Below are 23,936 nucleotides of genomic sequence, written 5' to 3'. Positions count from 1 at the left end.
ACCTTCATGACCCCGATCCAGGACATCCTCATCGTCGGCGGCGGCACGGCCGGCTGGCTGACCGCCGCCTTCCTCGCGCGGCAGCTGGGCACCGCGCAGGGCGGGGTGCGCATCACGCTGGTCGAGTCCAGCGACATCGGCATCATCGGTGTCGGCGAGGGGACCTTCCCGTCCATCCGCGGGACGTTGTCGGCGATCGGCATCGGCGAGGCGGAGTTCCTCCAGGCCTGCTCCGCCACCTACAAGCAGGGCATCCGCTTCGACCACTGGGTCCGGCCGCCCGGCACGCCCGGCGCCGATCACTACTTCCATCCGTTCAGCCAGCCCAGCCAGCGTCCCGGCGCGCCGGAGCTGCTGCCGTACTGGCTCGCCGGCGAGGCCGGGCCGACGCGCGCGTTCGCCGAGGCGGTCACGCTGCAGAAGGCCGTCGCCGACGCGCGGCATGGGCCGAAGCGGGCCGCCGACGGCGACTACCTCGGCCCGCTGAACCATGCGTATCACTTCGACGCGGGCCGCTTCGCGACCTTGCTCGCCACGCACGGCCAGGCCCTGGGCGTGCGACGCGTGATCGCGACGGTGGATCGCGTCGACCTCGATGAACAGGGGGCGATCGCCGCGGTGCACACCCGCGAGGCCGGCACGCTGACAGCCGGGCTCTACATCGATTGCAGCGGCTTCCGCGCCCGGCTCATCGGCGAGGCGCTGGGCTCGCCGTTCCGCTCGATGCGCGACGTGCTCTTCGTCGACCGTGCGCTGGCGATGCAGGTACCGTATGCGCGGCCCGAGGCGCCGATCGCCTCGTACACGATCGCGAGCGCGCAGGAGAGCGGCTGGATCTGGGACATCGGCCTGCAGGAGCGCCGCGGCATCGGGCATGTCTACAGCAGCCGCCATTGCGACGATGCCGATGCCGAGCGGGTGCTGCGCCGCTACATCGGCCCGGCGTCCGATGGATTGACGCCGCGGCGGCTCACGCTGGACATCGGTTATCGCGAGACGCACTGGGTGAAGAACTGCGTGGCGGTGGGCCTGGCGGGCGGGTTCCTGGAGCCGCTGGAATCGTCCGGCATCGGGCTGATCGAGACCGCCGCCTACCTGATCGGCCAGCTGTTCCCGTTCAACGGCGACACCGCACCGGTCGCGCGCCACTTCAACGCGTTCATGAAGGCGCGGTATGAGCGCATCGTCGACTTCATCAAGCTGCATTACGGCCTGACGCAGCGCACCGATACCGCGTTCTGGCGCGACAACGCGGATCCGGCCTCGTTCACCGATTCGCTGAAGGAGAAGCTGGCGATGTGGCGCTGCCGACCGCCGCAGCGGCTGGACTTCATCACCGACGTCGAGATGTACCTGCCCGCGAGCTGGCAGTACGTGCTCTACGGCATGGAATTCAAAACCGAGCCCGGCGCCTGGATGGCGCCGCTCCATCGCGGCGAGGAGGCGCGGCGGGAATTCGCGGCGATCGCGCAGCTGGGGGCGCATGCGCTCCGGGACCTGCCGCCGCATCGGACCTTGATCGAGCAGATCCTCGCGCGCGCGGATCGGCGAGCCGCCTGATCGGGCGGCGGGTCCTTCGATCGCTCAGTTGGACTTCTTCGCGCGCGGCGCCGCCTTGGCGCCCAGTACCGCGGTGGAATCGCGCACGACCAGTTCATGCGGCAGCACGTGGTGCTTGGGCTTGACGGGCGCTGCGGCATCCGCGTCGCGCGGCGCGCCGATCAGCAGGTCGACCGCGGCGCGCGCCATGTCGTCCATCGGCTGGCGCACCGTGGTCAGCGGCGGCCAGACGCGCGCCGCCGCCGGCGTGTCGTCGAAGCCCGCGATCGAGAGGTCGCCCGGCACCGACAGGCCCAGCCGCTGCGCCGCGGCCAGCACGCCCAGCGCCATGTCGTCGTTGCTCGCGAACACGGCCGTCGGGCGCTGGCGGCGGCTCAGCAGCTGGTAGGCGGCCTCGACGCCCGCGTCGAAGGTGAAGTCGCCCTGCACCACCAGGTCCTTGTCAAGGGCGATCCGATGCGCCTTCAGCGCCGCCAGGTAGCCCTGGTAGCGGCGCTTGGACGCAACCTGGTCCTTCGCGCCCTTGATGATCGCGATCCGCGTGTGACCGAGGCTGATCAGCAGGTTGGTGATCTCCTCTGCCGCGTGCACGTCGTCCATGCGGACGCTGGGATGGTCGGGCTCGTCGGCCGCGGGCGAGATCAGCACGCATGGCGTGTGGCTCTCGCGCAGCGCGGACAGCACCTGCGGGTTGTCGCACAGCGGCGGGGTCAGGATCATCCCGTCCGGCCGCAGCGCCGACACCATGCGGTCGACCTGCATCGCCAGGTCGGGCGCGTCGTTGTGGAGGGATTCGACCACGAGGTGGTAGCCAGCCTCGCGGCAGCGCAGCGTCGCGCCCTGCTGAACACCGCCGACGAAGGCTGCCGACGGGTCGTAGTACAGCAGGCCGATCAGGAAGGAGCGCCCACCCGCCAGGCTGCGGGCGGATTGCTTGGGCCGGTACTTGAGGTCGGCCACGACCTTGAGCACCGCCTCGCGGGTTTCGGAGTGGACACCCGGCTCCTGGTTCAGCACCCGGGAAACCGTCTTGATGGAAACGCCAGCTTCGCGAGCGACGTCGATGATGGTGGCGGGTTTCGGTGGCGGCATGGCGGTGGGGAAAACTCGCCTGACTGTGCCATATCGGAGCGGACGCGGCGGGAAGGGTCAGCCCGCGATCCTGGGGGCCCGAATTCGGGCACGAGCAGCGCTCATCGCGGAGAGGACTCGGTCACGCTTCGCGCGACCCCGGTTTGGACCAACGGTCCAAACCATTCGAGTCCTCCCGTGATGTCCACCGGACATCACTTCCTGGGCGGAAGAATGAGAAAAGCCGGCTCGAGGCCGGCTTTTCAGATTTGGTGCCCAGGAGAGGACTCGAACCTCCACGGAGTTACCCGCTAGTACCTGAAACTAGTGCGTCTACCAATTCCGCCACCTGGGCTTTCAGGATTTGTCTTCGCGTCAACTGCGTTGCAGCGAAGAATTGGACTGTAGCACGGTTTCGGAATCTGACAAGCAGTTCATCCGCCCCAATCCACTTTTCCCACTCGAGCGTGCGGATCCCACAACATCTGTACGCGCCGCGCCCAATCCAGCACGCCGGGTTCCACCCGCATCCAATGCGCCCGGTACGCCGCCTGCAACTGCGGCCCCACCCCGTGCTCCGCGCTGATCGAACCGTCCAGCTCCGCCACCAGCGCATACAGCCCATCGCGCAGGGCCAGCTCTTGTTCAGCCGTCCACTCGCCAGCGTCCACCGGCCACACCATGTTGAAGTGCATGCCGCCGTCTCCCAGATGACCGAAGTCCGCCAGGCGCAGCTGCGGGAAGCGCTGCGCCAGCCACTCCGCCCCGCGCGCGCGAAAGCGCATGAAGTGCCGCCGCGGCAGCGAGAGATCCAGGCCGATCACCTTGCCCTGCGCGCGCAGCCCTTCGCTGATGCGATGACGCAGGCCCCAGATCGCCTCGTCGGCGTCGAGCACGGCATCGCGCACCCGCCCGGTCTCGAACTCCTGCTCGAGCCAGCCCTGCAGCAGCCCGCCCAGCGCGAGCTGCTCGGACGGCAATTCGCTGCTGAGCTCGATCAGCATCGCGTAGTCCGGCAACTGCCCGTCGAACCAGCGTGCCACGTCCTGGCCGTGCAGGCCGGCCTCGAGCGCCGCGCGGCTGATGCCTTCGAAGGCCGATACCAGCCCGCCCCAGCGCTGCATGACCTCGGCGTACAGCGGGAACACCTCGTCGAGCGATGACGGGGCCACCAGAGCCACCGAGCGCTGACGCGGCAGCGGCGACAGCTTGATCGTGACCTCGCTCACCAGCCCCAGGCTGCCCGAGGACCCGATGAACAGCTGCCCCATCGCGAGCGCCGAGTTGTCCTTCTGCAGGCCCTGTCCGAAGCGCACGACCTGCCCCGCCGGCTCCGCCAGCACCACCTCCAGCGCGAGCGTGTTCGCGCGCACGTCGCCGTAGCGCAGCATGCGCGTGCCGCCGGTGTTGTGCGCGACCATGCCGCCGATCGAGGGATCGGCGCTGAGGTCCACCGGGAACCACAACCCGTGCGGCTCCAGGCGCTCGTTGATCTCCGACAGCCGATACCCCGACGACACCCGCAGCGTGCGGTCCAGCAGGTCGAGCTCGAAGACCTCGCGCAGCCGCTCGGTGCTGAGCAGCACCTCGCCCTGCGCGTCATCCGGCGTGCCCGCGCGGACCAGGCCGGTATGCGCGCCCTGCACCACCACCCGCAGCCCGCAGGCCGCCGCCAGCGCGAGCACGCGCGCCGCCTCGTCCCGGTGGCCCGGGCGCACCAGCGCCGCCGCCTGCCCCGCCGCATAACGCGCCGGCTGCAGGTAGCGCGGCTCGATCGCCGCGCCGTCCTGCACGAAGGCCTCGTCGCAAACGGCGCGGGCTTCCGCGAGGAAGCCCGTCAGCTGGCCGCAGGCACCGGCGGCTTGCGGCGAGTCCGGCGTTCCGCTCAGCACGAAGCCGCCTCGCCCGCGGTGTCCGCGTCGGTTGCCGCGCCGGCCGTCATCTTGAAGATGCCGGTCGCGTTGCCCGCGTCGAAGGCCAGGTCCAGCGCGCCGGACTCGTCCAGCGGCGCGCGCTGGATGAATTCATGGAAGCTGCCCGGCACCTCGAGCATCACGCGCTGCCCCCGGTCGAGGAACTCGCGCATCACCCGCGCCGCCTTGAACGCGGTCTGGCGCACGCGCCCGGTCGCGGAGGTCTCGATCGTGTCCTTCACCGGTCGCTCCAGCGCGCGCTGCGCCGCGACGACGGCGTCGATGTCGGCCACGCGATCGGTCGCGTGGTTGAACGCGTTGCCCTCGGTCGCGATCCAGGCCATCTCGGCGGACTCGGCCAGCAGCGCCTGATAGTCGTCCGCCTCGAACAGCCCATGCTGGCGCGCGAAGCAGCCCACCAGCCGGGGCAGCAGCGCGCTCGCCGCCGCCATCGGCAGGTCGCCGTCACGCGCCAGTTGCTCCAGCACTGCCAGGTCGGCGGGCGTCAAGGGATCCCGGGAGGTCGACAGCACGCGCGTCACCGCGCCCTGGAAGCTGCCGGAGAAGCGCTCCGGATGCAGCTCGGACACGAAGAACTGCGCGATGTCCTCGGGGAAGTCGGCATGGCGCCAGGCGCGGCCGGTCATCTTCAGCCGCGGCAGCGGATAGGTCGCCGCCATCGTGAAGCCCAGCGGACGCAGCACGCGCGTGATGGCGGCCTCGCCGGGCGGCAGCGCGCCGCTCGGCCACGCCACCGTGCGCAGCGCGCCATGGTCGAACACCAGTTGCAGGCCTTCGCGCTGCAGGTCGGCGACATAGGCCGCCGCCATCGGCACGCGCTGCGTGACGTCGAGGAACAGCGCCATGTTCAGCGCCTGCGTCAGCTCCGCGCGGGAGACGCGCTCCCCTGCCGCCTTCAACAGACCGGGCACGACATGCAGCCGCTCGAACGCGGCCTGCGCCGCGTCCAGGCCCAGCGCACCGCGCAGCAGCGCGAAGACGCCGCTGCCGGCGGCCTCGGCCACGCGCAGGCTCAGCGCGTTCTGCGCCTTCAGTTCTCCCGCGCGCTCAGACATCGAACTTCACGCCCTGCGCCAGCGGCAGCTCGCGCGAGTAGTTGACGGTGTTGGTGGTGCGGCGCATGTAGGCCTTCCACGCGTCCGAGCCGGACTCGCGCCCGCCGCCGGTCTCCTTCTCGCCGCCGAAGGCGCCGCCGATCTCCGCGCCCGAGGTGCCGATGTTCACGTTGGCGATGCCGCAATCGGAGCCGCTGGCGCTGACGAAGGTCTCGGCCTCGCGGATGTCGTTCGTGAAGATCGCCGAGGACAGGCCCTGCGGCACGTCGTTCTGCAGCGCGATCGCCTCGTCCAGCGTCTTGTACTTCAGCGTGTACAGGATGGGCGCGAAGGTCTCGTGCTTGACGATGTCCGTCTGCGCCGGCATGCGGACCAGCGCCGGCACCGCGTAGAACGCCTCCGGATACTGCGACGCCAGCGCGCGCTCGCCGCCGCTGACTTCGCCGCCCTGCTCGCGCGCGGCCTTCAGCGCCGCCTGCATCGCGTCGAAGGCGCCCTGGTCGATCAGCGGGCCGATCAGGTTGCCGGGCTCGACCGGGCTGCCGATCTTGAGCTGCGCGCGGGCGCGGTCCAGGCGGGCGACGAGCTCGTCATGGATGGACTCGTGCGCGATGACGCGGCGCGTCGTCGTGCAGCGCTGGCCCGCCGTGCCGTAGGCGCCGAACAGGATGCCGCGCACGGCCAGGTCCAGGTCGGCGCTCGGGGTCACGATGATCGCGTTGTTGCCGCCCAGCTCGAGCAGGCAGCGGCCGAAGCGCGCCGCGACGCGCGGACCGACCGCGCGGCCCATGCGGGTCGAACCGGTGGCGGAGACCAGCGCGACGCGCGTGTCGTCGACCAGCGCCTCGCCGACGGCCGCGCCGCCGATGAGGACCTGCGACAGATGCGCCGGCGCGCCCTGGTAGCGGGCGACGGCCTTCTCGAACAGCGCCTGCGTCGCGAGCGCCGTCAGCGGGGTCTTCTCGCTGGGCTTCCACACGCAGGTGTCGCCGCAGACCAGCGCGAGCGCCGAGTTCCACGCCCACACCGCGACCGGGAAGTTGAAGGCCGAGATGATGCCCACCACGCCCAGCGGCAGGTACTGCTCCATCATGCGGTGGCCGGGGCGCTCGCTGGCGATGGTCAGGCCATGCAGCTGGCGCGACAGGCCGACGGCGAAGTCGCAGATGTCGATCATCTCCTGCACTTCGCCCTCGCCCTCGCTGGTCACCTTGCCGGCTTCCAGCGACACCAGGCGGGCCAGCGCGGCCTTGTTGGCGCGCAGTTCCTCGCCGAACAGGCGGACCAGCTCGCCGCGCTTGGGCGCCGGCACGGTGCGCCAGGCCAGGAAGGCCTGCTGCGCCTGGGCGATCGCGGCGGTCATGTCGGCGGCCTTGGCCTCGTGGACCGCGCCGATCACCGCGCCGTCGATCGGGCTGCGGACGGTCATGGAGCCGCCGGTGAAGGCGGCGCTCGGCACGCCCAGGGCGGCCAGCAGGTCGGTGGTGGTAGTCATCGCGGGATTCTCCTTCAGCCGATCGATTCGACCTGGCGCGACTGCTGATAGGCCTTGCCGAAGCGGTTGGCGAGGAAGTCCGGCAGCGCGACCTCTTCCTGGCGGATGAATCCGGACTGCGGCAGCTTGCCTTCGCGGAACAGGTCGACCGCGGCGCAGATGCCGGCGGCGGTGGTGATCTGGATGGCCGACAGCGGCTGCTCGCCATCGCGCTCGGCGAAGATCTTGCGAGCGAAGACCTCCTGCATCAGCACGCCGTTCTTCATGCCCGAGACCGTCACGAACACCAGCACCACGTCCTGCATCGTGGCGGGCATGCTCTTGCGCATGATGTCCTTGAGCTTCTCCTGGTCGTTCTTCAGCGCCAGGTCGTCGAGCAGGAACATCATCAGGTCGCGGTGACCCGGATAGCGGACGGTCTTGTAGTCGAGGTTGCGGACCTTGTTCTCCCAGGTCTCGCACAGCGTGCCCAGGCCGCCGGAGGTGTTGAAGGCCTCGTACTCGACGCCGTCGAGCGAGAAGTGCTCCAGGCCCTCGAGCGGCAGCGCGGAGATCGCGGCGCCGTCGTGGATGGCCTCGCAGGGGTGGCAGTACTCGTTGATCAGGCCGTCGACCGACCAGGTCAGGTTGTACTTCAGCGCATTGGTCGGGAAGGCGGGCAGCGCGCCGACGCGCATCTTCACGTCCTGCAGCGAATCGAAGCGCTTGGCCAGGTGGTGCGCGACGATGCCGATGAAGCCGGGGGCCAGGCCGCATTGCGGCATGAAGGCGGTCTTGGCCCCTTGGGCGATGCGCTTGATCTCCTTGGTGGCGGCCACGTCCTCGGTCAGGTCGAAGTAGTGGCAGCCGGCTTCCAGCGCCATGTGCGCGGCGGTGATGGCCAGGTGGTACGGCAGCGCGTTGACGACGACGTCATGGCCGCGCAGCGCGGTGGCGAGCTGGCCCTTGTCCTCGGTGTCGACGGTCTTGGTCGCCAGGCCCTGGCCCGCCAGGTGCTTGAGCGCCGCGGCGTTCTTGTCCATCACGGTGACCTGGTAGTCGCCGCTGCCCTGCAGCAGTCGCGCGATCGTCTGGCCGATGTGTCCGGCGCCCAGCAATGCCACTTTCATGTCGTGCTCCTTGTGATCCTGGAAGAAGAGTCCCGGCGCGCGCAGCACGCCGGAGAGATGCGATGGCCGCAGTGTCGGAACGTCTGCTGACGAAAGAAAGCGCGACTTCGACGAAAAACGCCTCTATGCTGACGATTCGTCGGCAGGATCATTCATTCCGGCGAAAACAAGGGTTTATCCCGAGCACTCCATCACGATTCGCCAAGGCCCTCATGAACGCCAAGAAGAGCGCGCCGTCGCCCTCGCCCGCCACGCCGGCGACGCTGCGCGACCAGACCGACCGCGAGTTGATCGCGCTGCTGCAGGCCAATGCCCGCGCGAGCACCGCCGACCTCGCCCGCCAATTGGGCGTGGCACGCACCACGGTGGTGGCGCGGCTGGCGCGGCTGGAGGCGGAGGGCCTGATCGCCGGCTACACGGTGCGGCTGGGCGGCGAGGCGGTGGAGCGCGGCGTGCAGGCCTTCGTGGGCATCACGGTGCAGCCGCGCGCGGGGCGGGAGGTCGTGAAGCGGCTCTCCCGGCTGCCGGAGCTGCGACAGCTGGCGTCGGTCAGCGGGGAGTTTGACTACATGGCGACGCTGCGCGCCGACAGCACGGCGCGGCTGGACGCCCTGCTGGACGAGATCGGCGAGATCGAAGGCGTGATCAAGACGCACACCTCCGTGCTGCTGGCGCTGCGGGTGGACCGGAGCGCCTGAGGCCCGACGCGGCCGCGGGACGGGCCACGTGACGGGAAGTGACCAACGTGATGTCGATCACGGGCGGGGCATGTCGTGCTCGTCAAGCCCGCGTAACGCTGTGTTTTTGACGCATTCGACAGTCAACGGCGCAAGTTGGCACGCCGTTTGCACGACATGAGCTGACAGCTCCAGGAGCGCACCATGTCGAAGCCATCCGTCACCGCCAAGCATGTCCCGCCGATCTTCCTCGGCATGAAGGCCGTCGCGATCCTCGCGGTCGCCTGGGGCGCGGTCTATCCGGCGCTGCTGTGGGGTCTGGGCGCCGTGTTGCCCTGAGCCCGGCGGCAAGCCTCGCTGGAGTTCCGCCATGAAAGCCCCCGCCCGCCTCGGCGGCGCGCACGTACCCGCGCCGCGCCCCGCGTCCGATCACCGCTGGCGCCGCGTCCTGCTGCGCGCGCTCGGCATCGCCGTCGCCCTGCTGGCGCTGCTGGCCGCGCTGGTCTGGCTCGACCATGCCGAAGGCGACCTGCGCCAGGTCCGGGCCTCGCCGACGGCCCCCGTCCCGCCCGCATTCGCCCCGTCGCCGACAACGGTCTCTTGATCCGGACCGCACTGGTGAGCCGCTACCGGCGCGGGCATAGTCCGCGCCGACAAGGAGCGACTTCACCATGTGGGCACTGATCCTCGGATTGATCCTGTTCCTCGGACCGCATTCGGTCCGCATCGTCGCGCCGGCCTGGCGTGACGCCCGCCTCGCCGCCTGGGGCGAGCGCCGCTGGAAGCTGAGCTACACCGCCGTCTCCCTCGTCGGCCTGCTGCTGATCGTCTGGGGTTATGGCCAGGCGCGACTCGATCCCCATCCACTCTGGGCGACGCCGCGCGGCATGAATCACCTGGCGGGCTTGCTGATGCTGGGATCGCTGATCCTGCTGGCGGCCGCCTACGTGCCGCGCAACCACCTCAAGGCCAGGCTGGGGCACCCGATGGTGTTGGCGGTCAAGCTGTGGGCTTTGGGTCACCTGCTGGCCAACAACACCGTCGCGGACCTCGTGCTGTTCGGCGCCTTCCTGGTCTGGGCGGTCCTGGACTACCGCTCGGCGCGGCGTCGGCCCGAACCACGCCCGCCGGCCGGCACCGCGCGCGGAACCGCGATCGCGGTGGCGATCGGCGTCGTGGTCTGGGTCGTGTTCGTGGTCGGACTGCACCGCGCGCTCATCGGCGTCAGCCCGTTTCCGACCGTCGGATGAAGGAAGCCCCGCGCGCTGGCGGGGCCCTCAAGCGCGATCGGCGCCGCGGATCAGAGACTGCGCTTGCGCTGCAGCACCAGCAGCCAGAAGCACACGCCGGCCAGCGCCAGCCCGCCGAAGAACTGCGGATGCAGCGCCGCATGCAGGACCTGCGGCAGGCCGTCGCGGGCGAAGTCGGGGAAGCGGAACAGCATGTCGAAGAAGTCCTGCATGTCGAGCCGCCCGTCGCCGTTGGACTCGACGATCAGCCGGGTGCCGCTCTGCACCCAGGCGCTGGCGACGCCTTCCATCTGCGTCTTGAGCAGCTGCTTCAGCGTCTGGGCGATGGGCTCGTCCTTGTAGATCTTGAGGAAGGCGCCCACGCCGATCACCAGCAGCGGCGCTCCCCAGCGCCGGAGCCAGGCCGAGGCGGCCATCAGCGCCAGCGCGATCGGCGCGATCCACAGCGACGCCAGCACCACGCCGACGACCAGCCGCAGGCTCAGCCAGAGCGTGGCCTGGAACAGCGCGGCCCACTGCGTCTGCTGCAGCGCCGAGAGGCCGAACTCCTTGAACGCCATCGCCGAGCCGACGACCACGCCACCGGCGACGCCGAGCAGCACGGCGACCGCCGGCATCAGCACGCCGTGCGCGACGATCGGCGCGCCCAGGCTCGCCGCATGGCTGCCGGGCAGCGAGGACCAGAACTCGATCGAGCGGTCCTGCTGATCGCGCCGGGCCAGGCCCAACAGCTGGTAGCCGGATACGGCCATCGCCAGGGTCAGCACCAGCGCGACCGTCAGCAGGCCGGCGATCAGCGCGACGGGCTCCGGACTGGGCACGTCGATGCCGTCGACCTGGCTGAACGGCACCAGCGCCAGCAGCACCAGGATGGGCACCAGCACCAGGCCGAGCCAGGCGCGCTTGTATTGCAGCCACTCGCGCAGCAGCAGCGTGTTGAAGAGCGTCATGGGATGTCCTTGAGGAGGGGTCGCGGGTCAGGCCGATTCCGGCGTGCGCGCCTGGATCTCGGGCTTGCGGGTCAGGGCCATGAACAGGTCCACGAGGCTGGGGCGCACGCGCTGCCCCAGATGGGCGACCGTGTCCGGCGCGACGCCGTCGAACAGCGCGGCCGGCCGGCCCTGCACGCGGTAGCGCAGCAGCGGGTGGTTGGCCGCGACGGCCTCGGCGGCTTCGGGATCGTGCGACAACGCGACGAAGCGCTCGTCCATCTCCGCCAGCGAGATGTCCAGCACCAGCCGGCCCTCGTCCAGCATGATCACGTCCGACAGCAGCGACTCGACCTCCTCCACCTGATGGGTGGAGATCAGCACGGAGCGCTCGCCGTCGCACCACTCGTCGATGAGCATCTCGTAGAAGCTCTTGCGCGACATCACGTCCAGGCCGAGCGTGGGCTCGTCCAGGATCATGAGCTTCGCGTCGATGGCCGCGACCAGCGCCAGGTGCAGCTGGGTAACCATGCCCTTGGACAGGTGCTTGACCTTGTCGTTCTCGCCGACGGAGGTGCGGCGCAGCAGCTGGCGGGCGCGCTCGGTGGAGAAGCGCGGCTGCAGGCCGGCCATCAGGCGGATCAGTTCCGACACCCGCGCCCAGCTGGGCAGGACGGCGACGTCGGGGATGTAGCAGAGCGAGCTCAGCAGCCGGGCGCGGTCCGCATGCGGGTCCAGGCCCAGCACGCGGAGCTGGCCGGTGGGCTGCTTCAGGCCGACCAGCGTTTTCATCAGCGTGGTCTTGCCGGCGCCGTTGTGGCCGAGCAGGCCGACGACGCGGCCGGCGGGGATGGAGAAGGTCAGGTCCTGCAGGGCCGCCTTGCGGCCGTAGTGGAGGCTCAGGTGGCTGGCCTCGATGAGCGTCTTCATGCGTCCTCCCAATTCAGGTCCTGGGGGCGGAGGCCCAGGCGGCGAAGTTTCTCCCGCAGGCGGGGCCATTCCTCCTGGAGGAACTGCTCGCGCTCGCTGCGCAGCAACCGGACGCGGGCGCCGTCGCGGACGTACATGCCCAGGCCGCGGCGGCTCTCGACCAGGCCCTCGTCCACGAGGGCCTGCAGCGCACGGCTGACGGTCAGCGGATTGATGAGGTACTGGCTGGCGAGCGCGCGCACGGATGGCAGCGCCTCGCCCTCGGGGGGATCGCCGTCCAGCAGCTGCGACGCGAGGCGGTCGGCGAGCTGCTGATAGATCGGCGCTTGATCGTTCCAGCTGTGCATGACGCGAGGCGCCGGAGCGCCGGTGTGTTGCTGATGTAGCACACCATATCAACCGGCCCCGGCCCGCCCCCAGCGGGGGGCGACAGACTGCAGAAATGGGGGGATGAAGCGGGGAACTGGGAGAGCCCCGGCGCTCATAGGCGCCTTCTGGGGATTCGTTCCTCCGCTACGCCGGCGGCGTACGGGCAACTACCGCCGAAGCACGGTGAGCAGGTAGCGCAAGTCACCGGTTGGCGAGCGTCGCTGGCGAAACTAGTTCCATATTCGCTTGCCTCGGATGGACAAGAGTGCGCAACCTCAAGTCCCCTCCCTGCTGGGATCGCCGGCTGAAGACCAGAAAGCCGATTTGCTGTCACGGCCGGCTCTTTTGAAGACCAGTTCACCGTTCCGATTCCGGCCATAGCTCACTGTCCTGTAATCCTTAAAGAGTTCGTCCCGCATGTATTCCAGAGCCGGCCTAAGAGAGCCGGGCCTGGTCAAAAAATCGATGATCCAAAGACTGTCGCCTTCGTTCCATTCGAAGTCATGCAGTTCCAAGCGTTTGGTTCTTATAACTCGACGCTCCACATCGGGAACCAATAAGGCCCACACAACAAACCCCGTGCACTGCCCAAACCCGTTATAGAACACCTTCGTCTGACCCAGGCCATGCGCGAACGACAGCGCATGCGAAAAACGCGCCAAAGACGTTCCACCATGGCTGGGTCGAGCACCAGCGAACCGCACCATGGCACCTATATCTTCATTGGCGCGTCGATGATTGACATCGGCCTCGCCTTTCACGCCCGCTACGTCGTAGTACATTTCATCTGGAAAGAGCTTGACAGGACCAATGATGTTAGTCAGAGAGGATATGAACGGCGTTTTTGATGATCGAATCTATAAAATCTCCGACCCCGGAAAGATCTTTCTCGAAATTTCGCAACCCATCGTAGATTGACTCGCGCACAAGAAAGCTGAGGGGCCCGTTCAATCTCAGACACCGTTGAAGTGCGGGAGTGCGTAGACTCCGCATATATTCAGCAGGTTGCTGCCCTCGGTAGGCGAAATACAGGGCATCCAGACAACGTGACAAGGTATGGGCCAGAACAGGATCGCCCAAACTTTCCCTTAAAGTTGTCGATCCGCCCAGCTCCCTCCCTGCATACGCGCGCAATGCTTCGTTGAGATCGTGCCAGCCTATCGATTGAAGCGGAGCTGCCGACGTATTGACGGTATCAAACCCTTCTTTCAATATATATCGTCGACTACCTCTCAATGCAATTTCCCGCATACACCGGTACGCATCATCAAGCAGCCTCCTCGGCATCAATAGAAGTGCATCCTCCGGAATCCCGGACAGCTTTGAGAACTCTATAGCCAAGCAAGCATCATGGTGACAGCGGAATTCCTGCAAGAGTTCCAGTGTCGGAACAATCTTGTAGTCTGATGGCCGGGGAAGATAGCGCTCCAACTGCTGGCGCATGCTCAAGAGAATTCTTTCAATATATTCGCCCTGATTCCAAATATCAGCCCCGCCGGGCTTTGGCGCCCCGATGCGGCGCCGATAAGCCGGTACAGCCGTGCATGTGCCAAAGTCAAGGAAGCGGCCGTCCAGCGCGATGTTTGATGCACTCAGCCCTCCATGGAATATGCGCTTCGCGTGTGCTGCGGCAAGCTGCTTGGCAAAGCGTGCGGCGATGGCAAGCAGTCCTTCATTGATCTTGGTCCGCTCCACGCCGAGTTCGCGTTCAAAAATTTCCGGGAGCTTTTGCGCAGCAAATCGAACTCGAGCGCTATCGTTCGAGATTCCAAATTCCGGATGAGGGCGAAAATGTATGTTTCGCAGGAAGTGCGCAGGACGCCAGGCGAAACGGCGCAACAGGATGACGCGAGGTACTGATGGCGGACTTCCAGATTTTGCAAAAGCGGCTCTGGCGAATGTTCCGGTGGACATTAGTGCCAGCGTCGGCACGGCGCCGTAGGGAAGCACCTCGCCACATATTGAACTCATTATGGCCTCGTGACCCGCATCCAGAAGATCGATGGTGCCGCCCGAATGCAATATCTCTGGTTCGCTACCCGGCCTTGCACCGTATAGCGGGGTCAACCCAACGCCCTTAATTTGGACGTCCGAACTCGTAGCGCAGCGGGCGCTTCCTCCGCAGAATCCGATGCCTTCGCCACCGTATCGATCGGAAAACAGCGAAACTGCGTCAGTTCTATGCGCAGCGTCTGGGAACTCCGGAATGACACAGCAATAGTCTTTCAGCTCAAGTTCCGTAAAATGATTTCCGCTCCACGTCCAATGCACCGTTGGTCGTGCACACCGCTCCAGCTTCACGGCGACGGAGAGAGGCGAATTTCCAAGAACAACCGTCATGAACTCATTCTGCTTGTGAGGCGATTCAACTGAAAAGTTGGGGACGCTAGGGTTTCACTTTATGTCAGCTTGCGCCCCGCCAAGCCTTTCCGATCCTGGAGGGATCGCAGCAGGAGTAGAACCGTCGCGACTACCGCAAACCGCTTCACCGCTGTGAAATAGTCAATTGCTTCATTGAATAGGAGCCCGGCGAACCATGAATCGCTGCCGCCGGTCAGCAGGCCGGACCAGATGTTTGACCACGAGTGAACTAAAACAGGAGCCCACAATACCTTGCTTGCCTGATAGACCAGCCCCAACAACAACCCCACGCAGAAGAATCCGAAGAAGTTCAACCACGACGCCCTTGCCGCTTCTCCATGAAACAGTGCAAACACGGCGGACTGAGAAATAAGACAGACCAGCGCCGGCGAATTCGAGTACTGCAACAGCATTCTCAGCAGCATGCCCCTGAACAAAAACTCCTCTATCGCGGCGGCGACAATCACTATTGCCGCAGATATGGGAAGAAGCTCCCAGCGCATGATGCCGTTGATCGCGACGTCTTTCCGAGAGGCCCAGGCGAGCACGATTGAAATGACGGGGATTGCTATTACAGGAACAATTGCATGCATGAATCCCGATAGGCTGACTCCTCGCGAAAAGAAGAGGGCCTCCGTGCTCGACTTTGATATAAGAGGCGGGGCGCTTTTATATGCGAGGTAGATTGCGCCAGAGACAGCGAACTGCACGCCTAAAAAGAGAGAAGTCTTAAATAGGTAGCTCCCCTTCGCAGGCCCAACCATCCTCATGGAAGCGTCCGAAATGACGTGAGAGCACCCAACGACGAAAGTGACCGCAGCAAAAAAGACAAGGATGCATGCGGCGACCCTCAATGCACTGGCAGCTATTCTTTTCATGGCGAAATCATGAATAGTAGGTCGCTCATATCCAATGGTCGCCAAGAGCCAATCTCCGGGAAAGGCCGGAGCCGGAACTCTCGCCGTCCCAGACATTGGGCAGCGATCATGCGCATGACTTCGCTGGACGCGTCCAAACTTCCAACCAACAGTAAATATGGCCGCACTACGGCGGCCATATGAATGGCAACTTGTATTAAGCCGTCATTCAGAAAAGGCAAATCCAATGGGCTTCGATCCAATTGCTACCGTTAGCCCCGAGGCATCGAATCACGTCGTCGCGGCTGACAATTTCGCCGGTGTAGTGATAATTGTCGCCCATGCCGGTTGCACCGACTTCACCGCCGGAAATTGCATCAAATTCGGTCGCTTCGATAAGTCGCACAATAGTTTCCTCCAAAGAAATAGATCGAAAGCGGTCGATCCGTCCGAATCTTCGCGAGAAACAACCTCGCTCAGAATCTCTTTCCCTTCAAGGCCAACACCGGCTAGTGCATCCAAATTCATGCCAGTTGCCAGTTCCGCTTGTTTTCCGCAGGTATGAACCCAGCCTCCCTTGCGCATGTGCCTTGTTAGTCCTTTTTCTTTCCACGCAAAAAAGTCTAAGAGAGGAGGGACAGGTTCAAATTCCCCCCAGAAGGAGGAGAAACTAGGCGAAAAGACGGATCCGTCAAAAAGCCCTTTTGTCTTTCGCTGAAGTTGTGGACCGTTCAGCGCGCTTGCTGTAGAGCCCGGACATTCACGAGCCGTGGTAGCGCTTCTTTCCTCACGCCCACGGCGTGTCTGCAAAGCGCTGGCCCACCTCGCCCTGTGCTGCGGACGATTGCTTTCTTGCCCGGTTTCTTGCTGCGCTTCCGAGCCAAGGGCTCGATGCCAACCGCGTGCGCACCCCAACAGTGCGCAACCCAGGCGGTTCCGGCCCACGCGCACCGTTCGCGCGCCAAGATGCTCGAGCGGGTCTCCCAAGCCTCCCGGCTCAGTTCGCGCCACCCGCCTCCGTCCGCTCACGATGAATCCGAGCGCTCTGATGCTTCTCCGCCCGATTCACCGCGATCTGCTCGCCGCGCGCGATGTGCCCGTTGTGCGCCGCGACCGCTTCCTTGTGACTGACTTCCGCTTGTCCGCGCTCGAGCTGCCCCACCTCCCGGCGAGACAGTGAGCCGTCCTGCAGTCCCGACTCGATGCGGCGCTGCTGGTTGATGTTGTGCTGCACGTCGGCCTCCATGCGCTTGGCCGATCGGGAATTGGGAGAAGCCACCTGGCCATTGCTCTCGAGCCGGGTGATGTCGGCGCTGGCCCGGTTCTGCGCGGCTCGCAGGCGAGCGCGCTCCGCGTCCGACAGATGCCCATCCTTCAACTCCCGCGATTGCAGCTTGTCGATGCGGCCTTCCTCGCGTTCGAGCTTGCCGGCTTCCTGCACAGTCAACTCGCCGCTCTTCAATCCGTCTTCGATGCGGCGCTGTTGATTGACGTCGCGCTGCACGGTCGTGGCCGTGGACTGCGCGAAGCTGGCGCTGCACACCGCGATCAGCGCCGAGACGGCCAGCAGTCGAGCATTGAGCTTCATATCGATCCTTCCATTCCGATTCGTTGAGAAGAGAGGCCGATGGCCCCACGGCCAGTCAACGTCCCCTCCCGCGAACCAGCGGACAGGAATGCCGGTGGATACGGTCGCGAATGGGTAAAGAAGTCCGAAGTGATGAAGCCCGGGTCGACGAAGGATCAAGCGCGCGTGAAGACGCAATCGCTGCAGGCCAAGTCAGGCTCGCCACCAGCGGCGCCCGCGGCATGGCACCTGAGGCCTGGACTGCCCATTCGCCTCAGGTGCCGCCATCACGACGCCGCGCTCAGGGCTGCGCGGTAACAGCGTTCAGCGACGATTCCTCGACGACCTGGCCGGCGCTGTTGGTGTGCCGCACGCGGATCACGCCGAAGCCCTTCGCGAACCACAAGGTCGACGGACCGTCCTCGCCGGCCGCGGCGGCCTGGGTCTTGATCCGGCAGGTGTCGGCGAAGGTCTTGCCGGCCAGCGTCAGGGTTTCAAAGCCCTCGAAAGTCCAGGTTTCCTCCAGCGCTTCGGTGTCGGTCTGCCCGGCCTGCGGGCCAGTCAGCTGCTGCACCGTGTCGGTGTACTTCAGGACCGTCGATTGGCCGGCCTGCAAGGTCAGCGGCAGCAGGAAGGCCGCGGAATGGACGGTCCTGGCCTGCGCCGTGCCGGACTCGTCGTACTCGACGAGGCCCCAGAAGCGAATGCCGTTGGTCTCCGCTGACCAATAGCTCGCGGCGCTCCGGATGTCGGTGGCGCCAGCGAATTCCACGCTGCCATTGCGGGCGGCCCCATCGAAGCTCTCGTTCACGACGAGGACCTTGCCGGAGGTGCTTCCCCCATCGGGGTCGGTCATGGTGTACGCCGTGCCGGGCGTCAGGTTGAAGCAAGCGGCCAAGGTCGGTCCGGCCGGTGCGACCGGGGCGTCCGGCACCGGCGGCGTGGCGGGAGAGGCTTCGTCATCGCCGCCGCCGCAGGCGGCCAGAACGGCGCAGAGGACGGTCGTGAGGAAAAGGTGCTTCGTGTGCGGGGCGTGGGAGCGTGCGGTCTGCATGGGCGTGCTTCGTTGAACGTGCGTTGGTACGGCTTGTTTCGGGGATGTCTGATGACGTCGCCCAGTTTGCGCAAGCGCCGCGCGGCCGTTCGAAAGGAACTCCAAAGCTTGAACAACCGATCCATCACCCACTTCCACCCACGTCATCACCGAGTCACCACCCACGGCTCCAAGGCGACCTGAACGTGGCGACGGCGACAACGTTCGTTCGACAATCGCGCATCCCAACATCCGGCCACGTCCGTGAGCGGTGAGATCTTCGTCTTCGGACGCTGCGAGGTACGCGTGGCGCAGCGGCAAGTCCTGCTCGAGGGCCATCTCCGGCCGCTCGAACCCTTGCCTTTCGACCTGCTGGTCTACCTGATTCGCCGGCGGCATCAAGTCGTCACGAAAGCCCGTCTGCTCGACGAGGTGTGGTGCAACCGGCACCTCGGCGAAGCCGTGATCTCGGTGGCGGTGCAGAAGGCGCGACTGGCGATCGGCGACAGCAGCAGGCGAGCGAGGCTGCTCGTCACCGTGCCACGACGAGGCTATCGCTTCGTCGGTGAGCCGGACGCGCCGCGGATGCTGGAGAACGTCCACCCGGGCACCGCGCCGCAGCAGCCTGCCTCCCTGCTCCTGGCCAATCGGCCACTGCTGCTTGCGCCGCAAGTCGACGGGTCGCTGATCGGATGGCTGGAGCGCCTGGCCCGCGCCGACGACGCCGCGGCGCTGACGGTCGCCACTCGACTGCTGGAGCAGGCGCATGCGGCGGGACTCGTCCCGATGGAAGCCGCGGTGCATCGCGTGCTGGCCCGCCTGCATGAGCGCCAGGGCGCCTCCTGCCTGGCCCGACTGCACCTCAACGAGGTCATGCGCCTGATGGCCTCCGAGGCACCGCGCTGGGAGGCTCGCGATGGTCGCCATCTCCTTTACCACGCCCTCGATCAGTCGCCCGACCCGATCTTCATCAAGGACCAGGCGCATCGGTGGGTGTTCCTCAACCGGGCGTTCTGCCGCCTCATCGGCCAGGCGCGCGAGGACCTCCTCGGCAAGTCCGACTACGACTTCTTCCCCGAGCGACAGGCCGACGTCTTCTGGCAGCAGGACGACATGGTGCTGCGGTCCCGCGAGGAAAGCACCAACGAGGAAGTCATCACGCCCGCGCGGGGCGCGACCCACATCGCCACCACGACGAAGGCGATCCTGGTCGACGACAGCCGGGAGAGCTTCCTGATCGGCACGCTGCGGTGCCGGCAGCACGTGTAGGCGCTGGATCCCGAGGGCACGGGCGAGCGCGGCGATCTCACGCTCGATCGGCGTCTGCCTGTTCGTCCCCGTCAGCCGGTGAAGCCGGCGCCGCCTCATTGCCGTATGCCTTGGACGCCCGCATCACCAGCGCGACCACGGTCCCGCGGCCCGGCGCGCTCGTGATGCGCAGCCGCGCGCCCAGGCCCTTCGCCCGCTCGCGCATCGAGGCCAGCCCCAAGTGTCCGGGCCGTCCCTGCGCCGCCAGTGCGGGGAGCATGCCGGCGCCGTCGTCGCGCAGCGTCACCCGCAACCACCATCCGCCGAAGCGCCAGCTCATCGTGATGCGGTCCGCATGCGCATGCCGGAACGCGTTCAGCAGCGCCTCGCCGAGGATCAGCCGCAGCTCGTCCCTCACCTCCGGCCGCAGCGGTCGCTCCCGGCCCACCGTCACCAGATGGAACTCGCCGTCGTAGTCCCGCGCCAGTTGCGCGGCGATGTCCTCCAGCTCGCGCGGCAGGCTGCTCCCGGTCTCGCCGGCGCCACGCAGCGCCATCACGCGGCGGCGGCTTTCGTCGAGCACCTCGTCGGCCATCACCAGGTCGGCATCGATGGCCGCCCTCACCGGATGCGCCGTGGGCAGCTGCGCCGAGTGCGCCTCGACGCGCAGGATCAGCCCCTGCACGCCCTGCAGCAGCGTGTCGTGCAGTTCCCGGGCGATGCGCTCGCGCTCGGCCATGCGGGTGCGCATCTGCTCGCGGGCGCGCCGTGCGGCCTGCCGCAGCCGCAGCCGGTGCAGCCCCCAGGCGAGCGCCGCCGCGGCCGCCACGCAGAGCGCGCGGAACCACAGGGTCTGGTGGAAGGCGGCGGGGATCTCGATCTCCTGCACCGCCTCCTCGCGCGCGGCCAGGCCGTCGTTGTTGAGCGCCAGCACGCGGAAGCGGTAACGCCCCGGGCTGAGGCTGGTGTAGACCGTCTCGCGCCGCCCGCCCGCTTCGCGCCAGCGCGCGTCCACGCCCTCGAGCCGATAACGGAAGCGCACCCGCTCGGGCACCGCCAGGCTCGCGGCGGAGAAGCGCAGCTCCATCATGTCCGTGAGCCGCGGCAGCACGAGCGGCGCGCCGACCGGGTACTCCGCGCCGCCCGCGCGCAGCCCGGTGATCCGCACCACCGGCGCCACCGTGTTGCGGCGCGGCTGCAGCGGGTCCAGCCAGGCGACGCCGGTCGTCCCGGCGAACCACAAGCGGCCGTCCCGGCCCTCGACCACGCTCGGCTGCGGCCAGAACGAGGTCGCGCTGCCGGGATACCCGTCGAGCGCGTCCAGCACCTCCAGCGCCAGCGGCTGGCGCGGATCGGCGAGGAAGCGCTCGAGCGCCTCGCGACGCACATGCACCGCGCCCTTGCGCGCGTTGAGCCACAGGTCGCCATTCGCCGTCTCGACGATGCCCGACACACCGGCCAGCGTCTCCTGACCGTCGGCGACCAGCGGAACGAATCGATCGCCGCGCAGCAGGCTCACGCCGAAGTCGCCGGCGATCAACAAGCGCGTGCGCCCCGCGTGGACATGCCGCACGTCCCCGACGTCGACGCCCTCTTCAGGCCCGAAACGCCGCGCTTCGCCATCGCGCCAGCGCCACAGCTGGTTGGCCTGCAGGCCCAGCCAGAGCGTCCCGTCCGCGGAGGCGGCGACGGCCGCCTCGATCGGACCGGCCACGCCGGGCAACGTCAGCTGCGTCCAGCGGCCATCCTCCCAGCGCTGCACGCCGGCCCGCTGGAAAGCCACCAGCACGCCGTCCCCGCTCGGCACGATGCCGTTGATCCAGCGCTCCCCGAGCGCCGGTGGCCGCGGCACCTCCGTCCAGCGCGTGCCGTCGCGTCGCCACAGCCCGCTGGGCCCTCCCATCCACAGCCGCCCGGCGCGGTCGCGTCCCATCGCGGTGATCTGCCCCTGCGGCCCGGCCTCGCGCTGGCCCTCGCCCGCCGGGCCGGCCATCCGCCACAGCGTCGATGCCACCGGCGAATACGCCGACACCATCACCGCGCCGTCCGCCTCGGCCGACAACGCGTAGTTGCTGGTCGCGCGCGGCATCGGCGCCGGCACCAGCGGCGAGCGGCGGAAGCGGTCGAGCCCGCTCTTGGTCGCCACCCAGAGGCTGCCCTCGGCATCCTCCAGGATCATCATCCCGAAGTCGCCCGACAGCCCTTCCGGCGCGGCCATGCGCTCGGGCTCGCCGGTCAGCGGCACGCGGTCACCCTCCAACGGCCACGGCAGGCGACGGCGGCACAACCCGGCCGGGCAATACACGGTCCACAGGTTGCCCTCGCGATCGGCGATGGTCGACGACCCCCGCCGCGTCGCGAGCAAGGGATCGCGGGTGAGCGGCGCCTGCGACACGGCGGGTGCCTTGCGCATCTCCTGCGGGTGGACGAACCACATCTCGCCGCGGATCACCTGCAGGCTGACGGCGCCGGTGCAATCGCCGACCGGACGGAAGCGCGTCTCCCCCTGCGGCAGCGCCAGCAGCCGCTCGTCGTCGCACACCCACACCGTGCCGCGGCCATCGGCCACCACGCCGTCGATCGCGCGCGTCGGCACGCCATGCTCGGGGCCGATGCGAGTCCAGCTCGTCCCGTCGAAGCGGAACAAGCCGGTCGGGCTGCCCGCCCAGACCGTGCCGCCCGAGCCCTCGGCGATGAAGCGGATGCGCATTGCGGCGACGGCTTCGTCCTCCGGCACGCGCCACACCTGGCCGCCGCGAATCCGCACCAGGCCGCGCGGGAAGAAGGCCGCCCAGAGATCGCCGTTGGACATTGCCACCAGGCGCCCCACCGCCGCGGAGGGGAAGAGTTCCGGCGGGTTCGGCCGGAAGCGCTCGAAGCGCACGCCGTCGAAGGCGGTCAGCCCGTTCGGCCCGCCCATCCAGAGCAGGCCGTCGGGGGTCTGGGCCATCGCCCAGGTTTCCATCGGCACGCCGTCGGCGGCGGTCCAGGCGTGGTGATGGAACTGCTGCAGGTGCAGCGTGCGGTCCAGCGCCCAGGCCGGCTGGCCGCCGGTCAGCAACCAGGCCGCCAGCAGGGCGGGCAGCAGCCAGGCCATCCACGCCGGCACGGCGCGCACCGCACGCTCGGCGCGGCGGGTCGTAACGGGCTTCGGGCGGGGCGGCGTCATCGGGCCGGAACGCTATCAGAACTTGGCGGCGGCGCCGTCGGTCGGGGCCGGTCGGGCGATCAGCGCGCGAGGCACGGGATCGCGCGCCGGGCGCTAACTCTTTCGAGGGAGGGCGCGGGACCTTGCGCAGGCGCGGGAGGGGCTGCTGCGGCTACGCTTCGGCCCTGACGCTTCCGACCCGAGCCCGCGTGATCGATCCCGCCCCCACCTCCCCGGCCATCACCGTGATGGCCGTCGATGACCATGCGCTGATGCGCAGCGGCATCGCGTCCGTCATCGATGCCGAGCCCGACATGCGCCTGGTGGCCGAGGCCTCGACCGGGCTGGAGGCGGTGGCGCGTTTCCGCCAGCACCAGCCGGACGTCACGCTGATGGACCTGCGCATGCGCGATATGGACGGCATCGAGGCGATGACGGCGATCCGCCGGGAGTTTCCGCAGGCGCGGGTGGTGATCCTGACCACCTTCGCGGGCGACTTCCAGGCGGTGCGGGCGATGAAGGCCGGCGCGAGCGGCTACCTGCTCAAGGGCCTGATGCGCACCGAGCTGATCGAGACCATCCGCGGCGTGCATGCGGGGCAGCTGATGGTGCCGGCGGTGATCGAGGCCGCCATCGCGGAGCACGCGGGCAGCCGCACGCTCTCGCTGCGCGAGACGCAGGTGCTGCGCCTGGTGGCGCTGGGCCACGCCAACAAGGAAGTGGCCGAGAGCCTGTCGCTGACTGAGGAGACGGTGAAGGTCCACATGCGGACCATCCTCGGCAAGCTCTCCGCGAAGGACCGCACCCACGCGGTCACCATCGCGCTCAAGCGCGGGATCATCGAGCTCTGAAGCCCCGCCGGCCGACGTGGCCGTGACGGCCGGGCCCCGGCAATCACGCCACCGTGAACGTCACCTCGATGTTCCCTCGCGTCGCCAGCGAGTACGGGCAGATCTGATGCGCGCCGTCCACCAGCGCCCACTTCTGCGCCTCGGTCAGGCCGGGCAGCACCACGTGCAGCTTCGCCGCCAGCGCGAAGCCGCCGTCGGCGGTCGTGCCGAGCGAGATGTCGGCCTCGATGGACGCGTCGTCGGGCACGCGGATCGGCTCGGCCGTCCTCACGCGGCGCATCGCGCCCATGAAGCAGGCGGACCAGCCCACCGCCAGCAGCTGCTCGGGGTTGGTGCCCGGTCCGCCCGAGCCCGGCAGGCTCAGCCGGACATCGAGCGCGCCGTCGCTGGACTTGCCGGTGCCATCGCGGCCGCCAGTGGTCAGCGTGGAACCGGTGTAGAGGACCTTGTCGATCGTGCGGGTCATGGAGAAATCCTTCGAAGTCGGAAAGT

General features: G+C 67.7%; 23 protein-coding genes and 1 tRNA gene. 7 read left to right on the top strand and 17 right to left on the bottom strand.

The window, feature by feature from the left end:
- Positions 1-6 precede the first annotated feature (6 nt).
- A complete protein-coding gene (locus tag BM393_RS20230) occupies positions 7-1,560 on the top strand; it encodes a tryptophan halogenase family protein (protein WP_091731923.1) in 1,554 nt (517 codons plus the stop codon).
- Positions 1,561-1,584: 24 nt separating this feature from the next.
- Here BM393_RS20230 and BM393_RS20225 read toward each other — a convergent pair whose 3' ends face one another.
- The 6 genes from BM393_RS20225 to BM393_RS20200 form a co-directional block, all read right to left on the bottom strand.
- Positions 1,585-2,652, bottom strand: coding sequence for a LacI family DNA-binding transcriptional regulator (locus BM393_RS20225; RefSeq protein WP_091731154.1), 1,068 nt, complete (start codon positions 2,650-2,652; stop codon positions 1,585-1,587).
- Between the two features lie 249 nt (positions 2,653-2,901).
- A tRNA-Leu gene (locus BM393_RS20220) sits at positions 2,902-2,986 on the bottom strand.
- Between the two features lie 79 nt (positions 2,987-3,065).
- A complete protein-coding gene (locus tag BM393_RS20215) occupies positions 3,066-4,523 on the bottom strand; it encodes an FAD-binding oxidoreductase (RefSeq protein WP_091731151.1) in 1,458 nt (485 codons plus the stop codon).
- Positions 4,517-5,485, bottom strand: a complete 969-nt coding sequence (locus tag BM393_RS20210) for a 2-oxoadipate dioxygenase/decarboxylase family protein (protein ID WP_404932668.1) — start codon at positions 5,483-5,485, stop codon at positions 4,517-4,519. Before BM393_RS20210 ends, BM393_RS20215 begins: the two co-directional genes overlap by 7 nt.
- Before the next feature lie 127 nt (positions 5,486-5,612).
- Positions 5,613-7,115 carry an aldehyde dehydrogenase family protein gene (locus BM393_RS20205; protein ID WP_091731142.1) on the bottom strand — a complete coding sequence of 501 codons (1,503 nt, stop codon included), beginning with the start codon at positions 7,113-7,115 and terminating at the stop codon, positions 5,613-5,615.
- Positions 7,116-7,129: 14 nt separating this feature from the next.
- Positions 7,130-8,224, bottom strand: coding sequence for a saccharopine dehydrogenase family protein (locus BM393_RS20200; protein ID WP_091731918.1), 1,095 nt, complete (start codon positions 8,222-8,224; stop codon positions 7,130-7,132).
- A 212-nt stretch (positions 8,225-8,436) separates the two neighbouring features.
- Between BM393_RS20200 and BM393_RS20195 the strand changes: the two genes are divergently transcribed.
- The 4 genes from BM393_RS20195 to BM393_RS20185 all read left to right on the top strand — a co-directional run bounded on the left by BM393_RS20195 (position 8,437) and on the right by BM393_RS20185 (position 10,151).
- Positions 8,437-8,922, top strand: a complete 486-nt coding sequence (locus BM393_RS20195; protein WP_091731138.1) for an Lrp/AsnC family transcriptional regulator — start codon at positions 8,437-8,439, stop codon at positions 8,920-8,922.
- A 183-nt stretch (positions 8,923-9,105) separates the two neighbouring features.
- A complete protein-coding gene (locus tag BM393_RS26310) occupies positions 9,106-9,240 on the top strand; it encodes a hypothetical protein (RefSeq protein ID WP_255488915.1) in 135 nt (44 codons plus the stop codon).
- Between the two features lie 31 nt (positions 9,241-9,271).
- The gene (locus tag BM393_RS20190; protein ID WP_091731134.1) at positions 9,272-9,505 is read left to right on the top strand and encodes a hypothetical protein; all 234 of its coding nucleotides are present in this window, start codon (positions 9,272-9,274) and stop codon (positions 9,503-9,505) included.
- Between the two features lie 67 nt (positions 9,506-9,572).
- Positions 9,573-10,151, top strand: coding sequence for an NnrU family protein (locus tag BM393_RS20185; RefSeq protein WP_091731131.1), 579 nt, complete (start codon positions 9,573-9,575; stop codon positions 10,149-10,151).
- Positions 10,152-10,201: 50 nt separating this feature from the next.
- On the opposite strand, the gene BM393_RS20180 is transcribed toward BM393_RS20185, so the two are convergent.
- The 9 genes from BM393_RS20180 to BM393_RS20150 all read right to left on the bottom strand — a co-directional run bounded on the left by BM393_RS20180 (position 10,202) and on the right by BM393_RS20150 (position 18,365).
- Entirely contained in the window at positions 10,202-11,101 is a 900-nt protein-coding gene (locus tag BM393_RS20180) for a hypothetical protein (protein ID WP_091731128.1), read from the bottom strand.
- A 27-nt stretch (positions 11,102-11,128) separates the two neighbouring features.
- Complete coding sequence (locus BM393_RS20175; RefSeq protein ID WP_175538431.1) at positions 11,129-12,010, bottom strand: ABC transporter ATP-binding protein; 882 nt, start codon at positions 12,008-12,010, stop codon at positions 11,129-11,131.
- A complete protein-coding gene (locus BM393_RS20170; RefSeq protein WP_091731914.1) occupies positions 12,007-12,357 on the bottom strand; it encodes a GntR family transcriptional regulator in 351 nt (116 codons plus the stop codon). Before BM393_RS20170 ends, BM393_RS20175 begins: the two co-directional genes overlap by 4 nt.
- Before the next feature lie 297 nt (positions 12,358-12,654).
- The gene (locus BM393_RS20165; protein WP_091731121.1) at positions 12,655-13,161 is read right to left on the bottom strand and encodes a toxin-activating lysine-acyltransferase; all 507 of its coding nucleotides are present in this window, start codon (positions 13,159-13,161) and stop codon (positions 12,655-12,657) included.
- A gap of 34 nt (positions 13,162-13,195) precedes the next feature.
- Positions 13,196-14,719, bottom strand: a complete 1,524-nt coding sequence (locus BM393_RS25395; protein ID WP_141225411.1) for a hypothetical protein — start codon at positions 14,717-14,719, stop codon at positions 13,196-13,198.
- Positions 14,720-14,778: 59 nt separating this feature from the next.
- The gene (locus BM393_RS20160) at positions 14,779-15,663 is read right to left on the bottom strand and encodes a CPBP family intramembrane glutamic endopeptidase (protein ID WP_175538430.1); all 885 of its coding nucleotides are present in this window, start codon (positions 15,661-15,663) and stop codon (positions 14,779-14,781) included.
- Positions 15,664-15,888: 225 nt separating this feature from the next.
- On the bottom strand, positions 15,889-16,182 hold the full coding sequence (locus BM393_RS25390) for a hypothetical protein (RefSeq protein WP_141225410.1): 294 nt from the start codon (positions 16,180-16,182) through the stop codon (positions 15,889-15,891).
- Positions 16,183-16,594: 412 nt separating this feature from the next.
- Positions 16,595-17,185 (bottom strand): hypothetical protein, encoded by a 591-nt coding sequence (locus tag BM393_RS20155; protein ID WP_091731115.1) that lies wholly within the window; start codon positions 17,183-17,185, stop codon positions 16,595-16,597.
- A gap of 280 nt (positions 17,186-17,465) precedes the next feature.
- Positions 17,466-18,365, bottom strand: coding sequence for a hypothetical protein (locus BM393_RS20150; RefSeq protein ID WP_217648477.1), 900 nt, complete (start codon positions 18,363-18,365; stop codon positions 17,466-17,468).
- A gap of 96 nt (positions 18,366-18,461) precedes the next feature.
- On the opposite strand from BM393_RS20150, the gene BM393_RS20145 reads away from it, so the two are divergent.
- Entirely contained in the window at positions 18,462-19,466 is a 1,005-nt protein-coding gene (locus BM393_RS20145; protein ID WP_091731107.1) for a PAS domain-containing protein, read from the top strand.
- 37 nt (positions 19,467-19,503) lie between these two features.
- On the opposite strand, the gene BM393_RS20140 is transcribed toward BM393_RS20145, so the two are convergent.
- Complete coding sequence (locus BM393_RS20140) at positions 19,504-22,614, bottom strand: sensor histidine kinase (RefSeq protein ID WP_141225409.1); 3,111 nt, start codon at positions 22,612-22,614, stop codon at positions 19,504-19,506.
- A gap of 227 nt (positions 22,615-22,841) precedes the next feature.
- Here BM393_RS20140 and BM393_RS20135 point away from each other — a divergent pair, with 227 nt between their 5' ends.
- On the top strand, positions 22,842-23,444 hold the full coding sequence (locus BM393_RS20135) for a response regulator transcription factor (protein WP_091731098.1): 603 nt from the start codon (positions 22,842-22,844) through the stop codon (positions 23,442-23,444).
- Between the two features lie 43 nt (positions 23,445-23,487).
- Here BM393_RS20135 and BM393_RS20130 read toward each other — a convergent pair whose 3' ends face one another.
- Entirely contained in the window at positions 23,488-23,910 is a 423-nt protein-coding gene (locus BM393_RS20130) for an organic hydroperoxide resistance protein (protein ID WP_091731093.1), read from the bottom strand.
- Positions 23,911-23,936: the final 26 nt, after the last annotated feature.

Origin of the sequence: Mitsuaria sp. PDC51 (genome assembly GCF_900113225.1) — a bacterium.
In the GTDB taxonomy this organism is placed as follows: Bacteria; Pseudomonadota; Gammaproteobacteria; order Burkholderiales; family Burkholderiaceae_C; genus Roseateles.
Note: the sequence above shows the minus strand (reverse complement) of the source record. Positions and strands in the feature narration are given on the sequence as shown.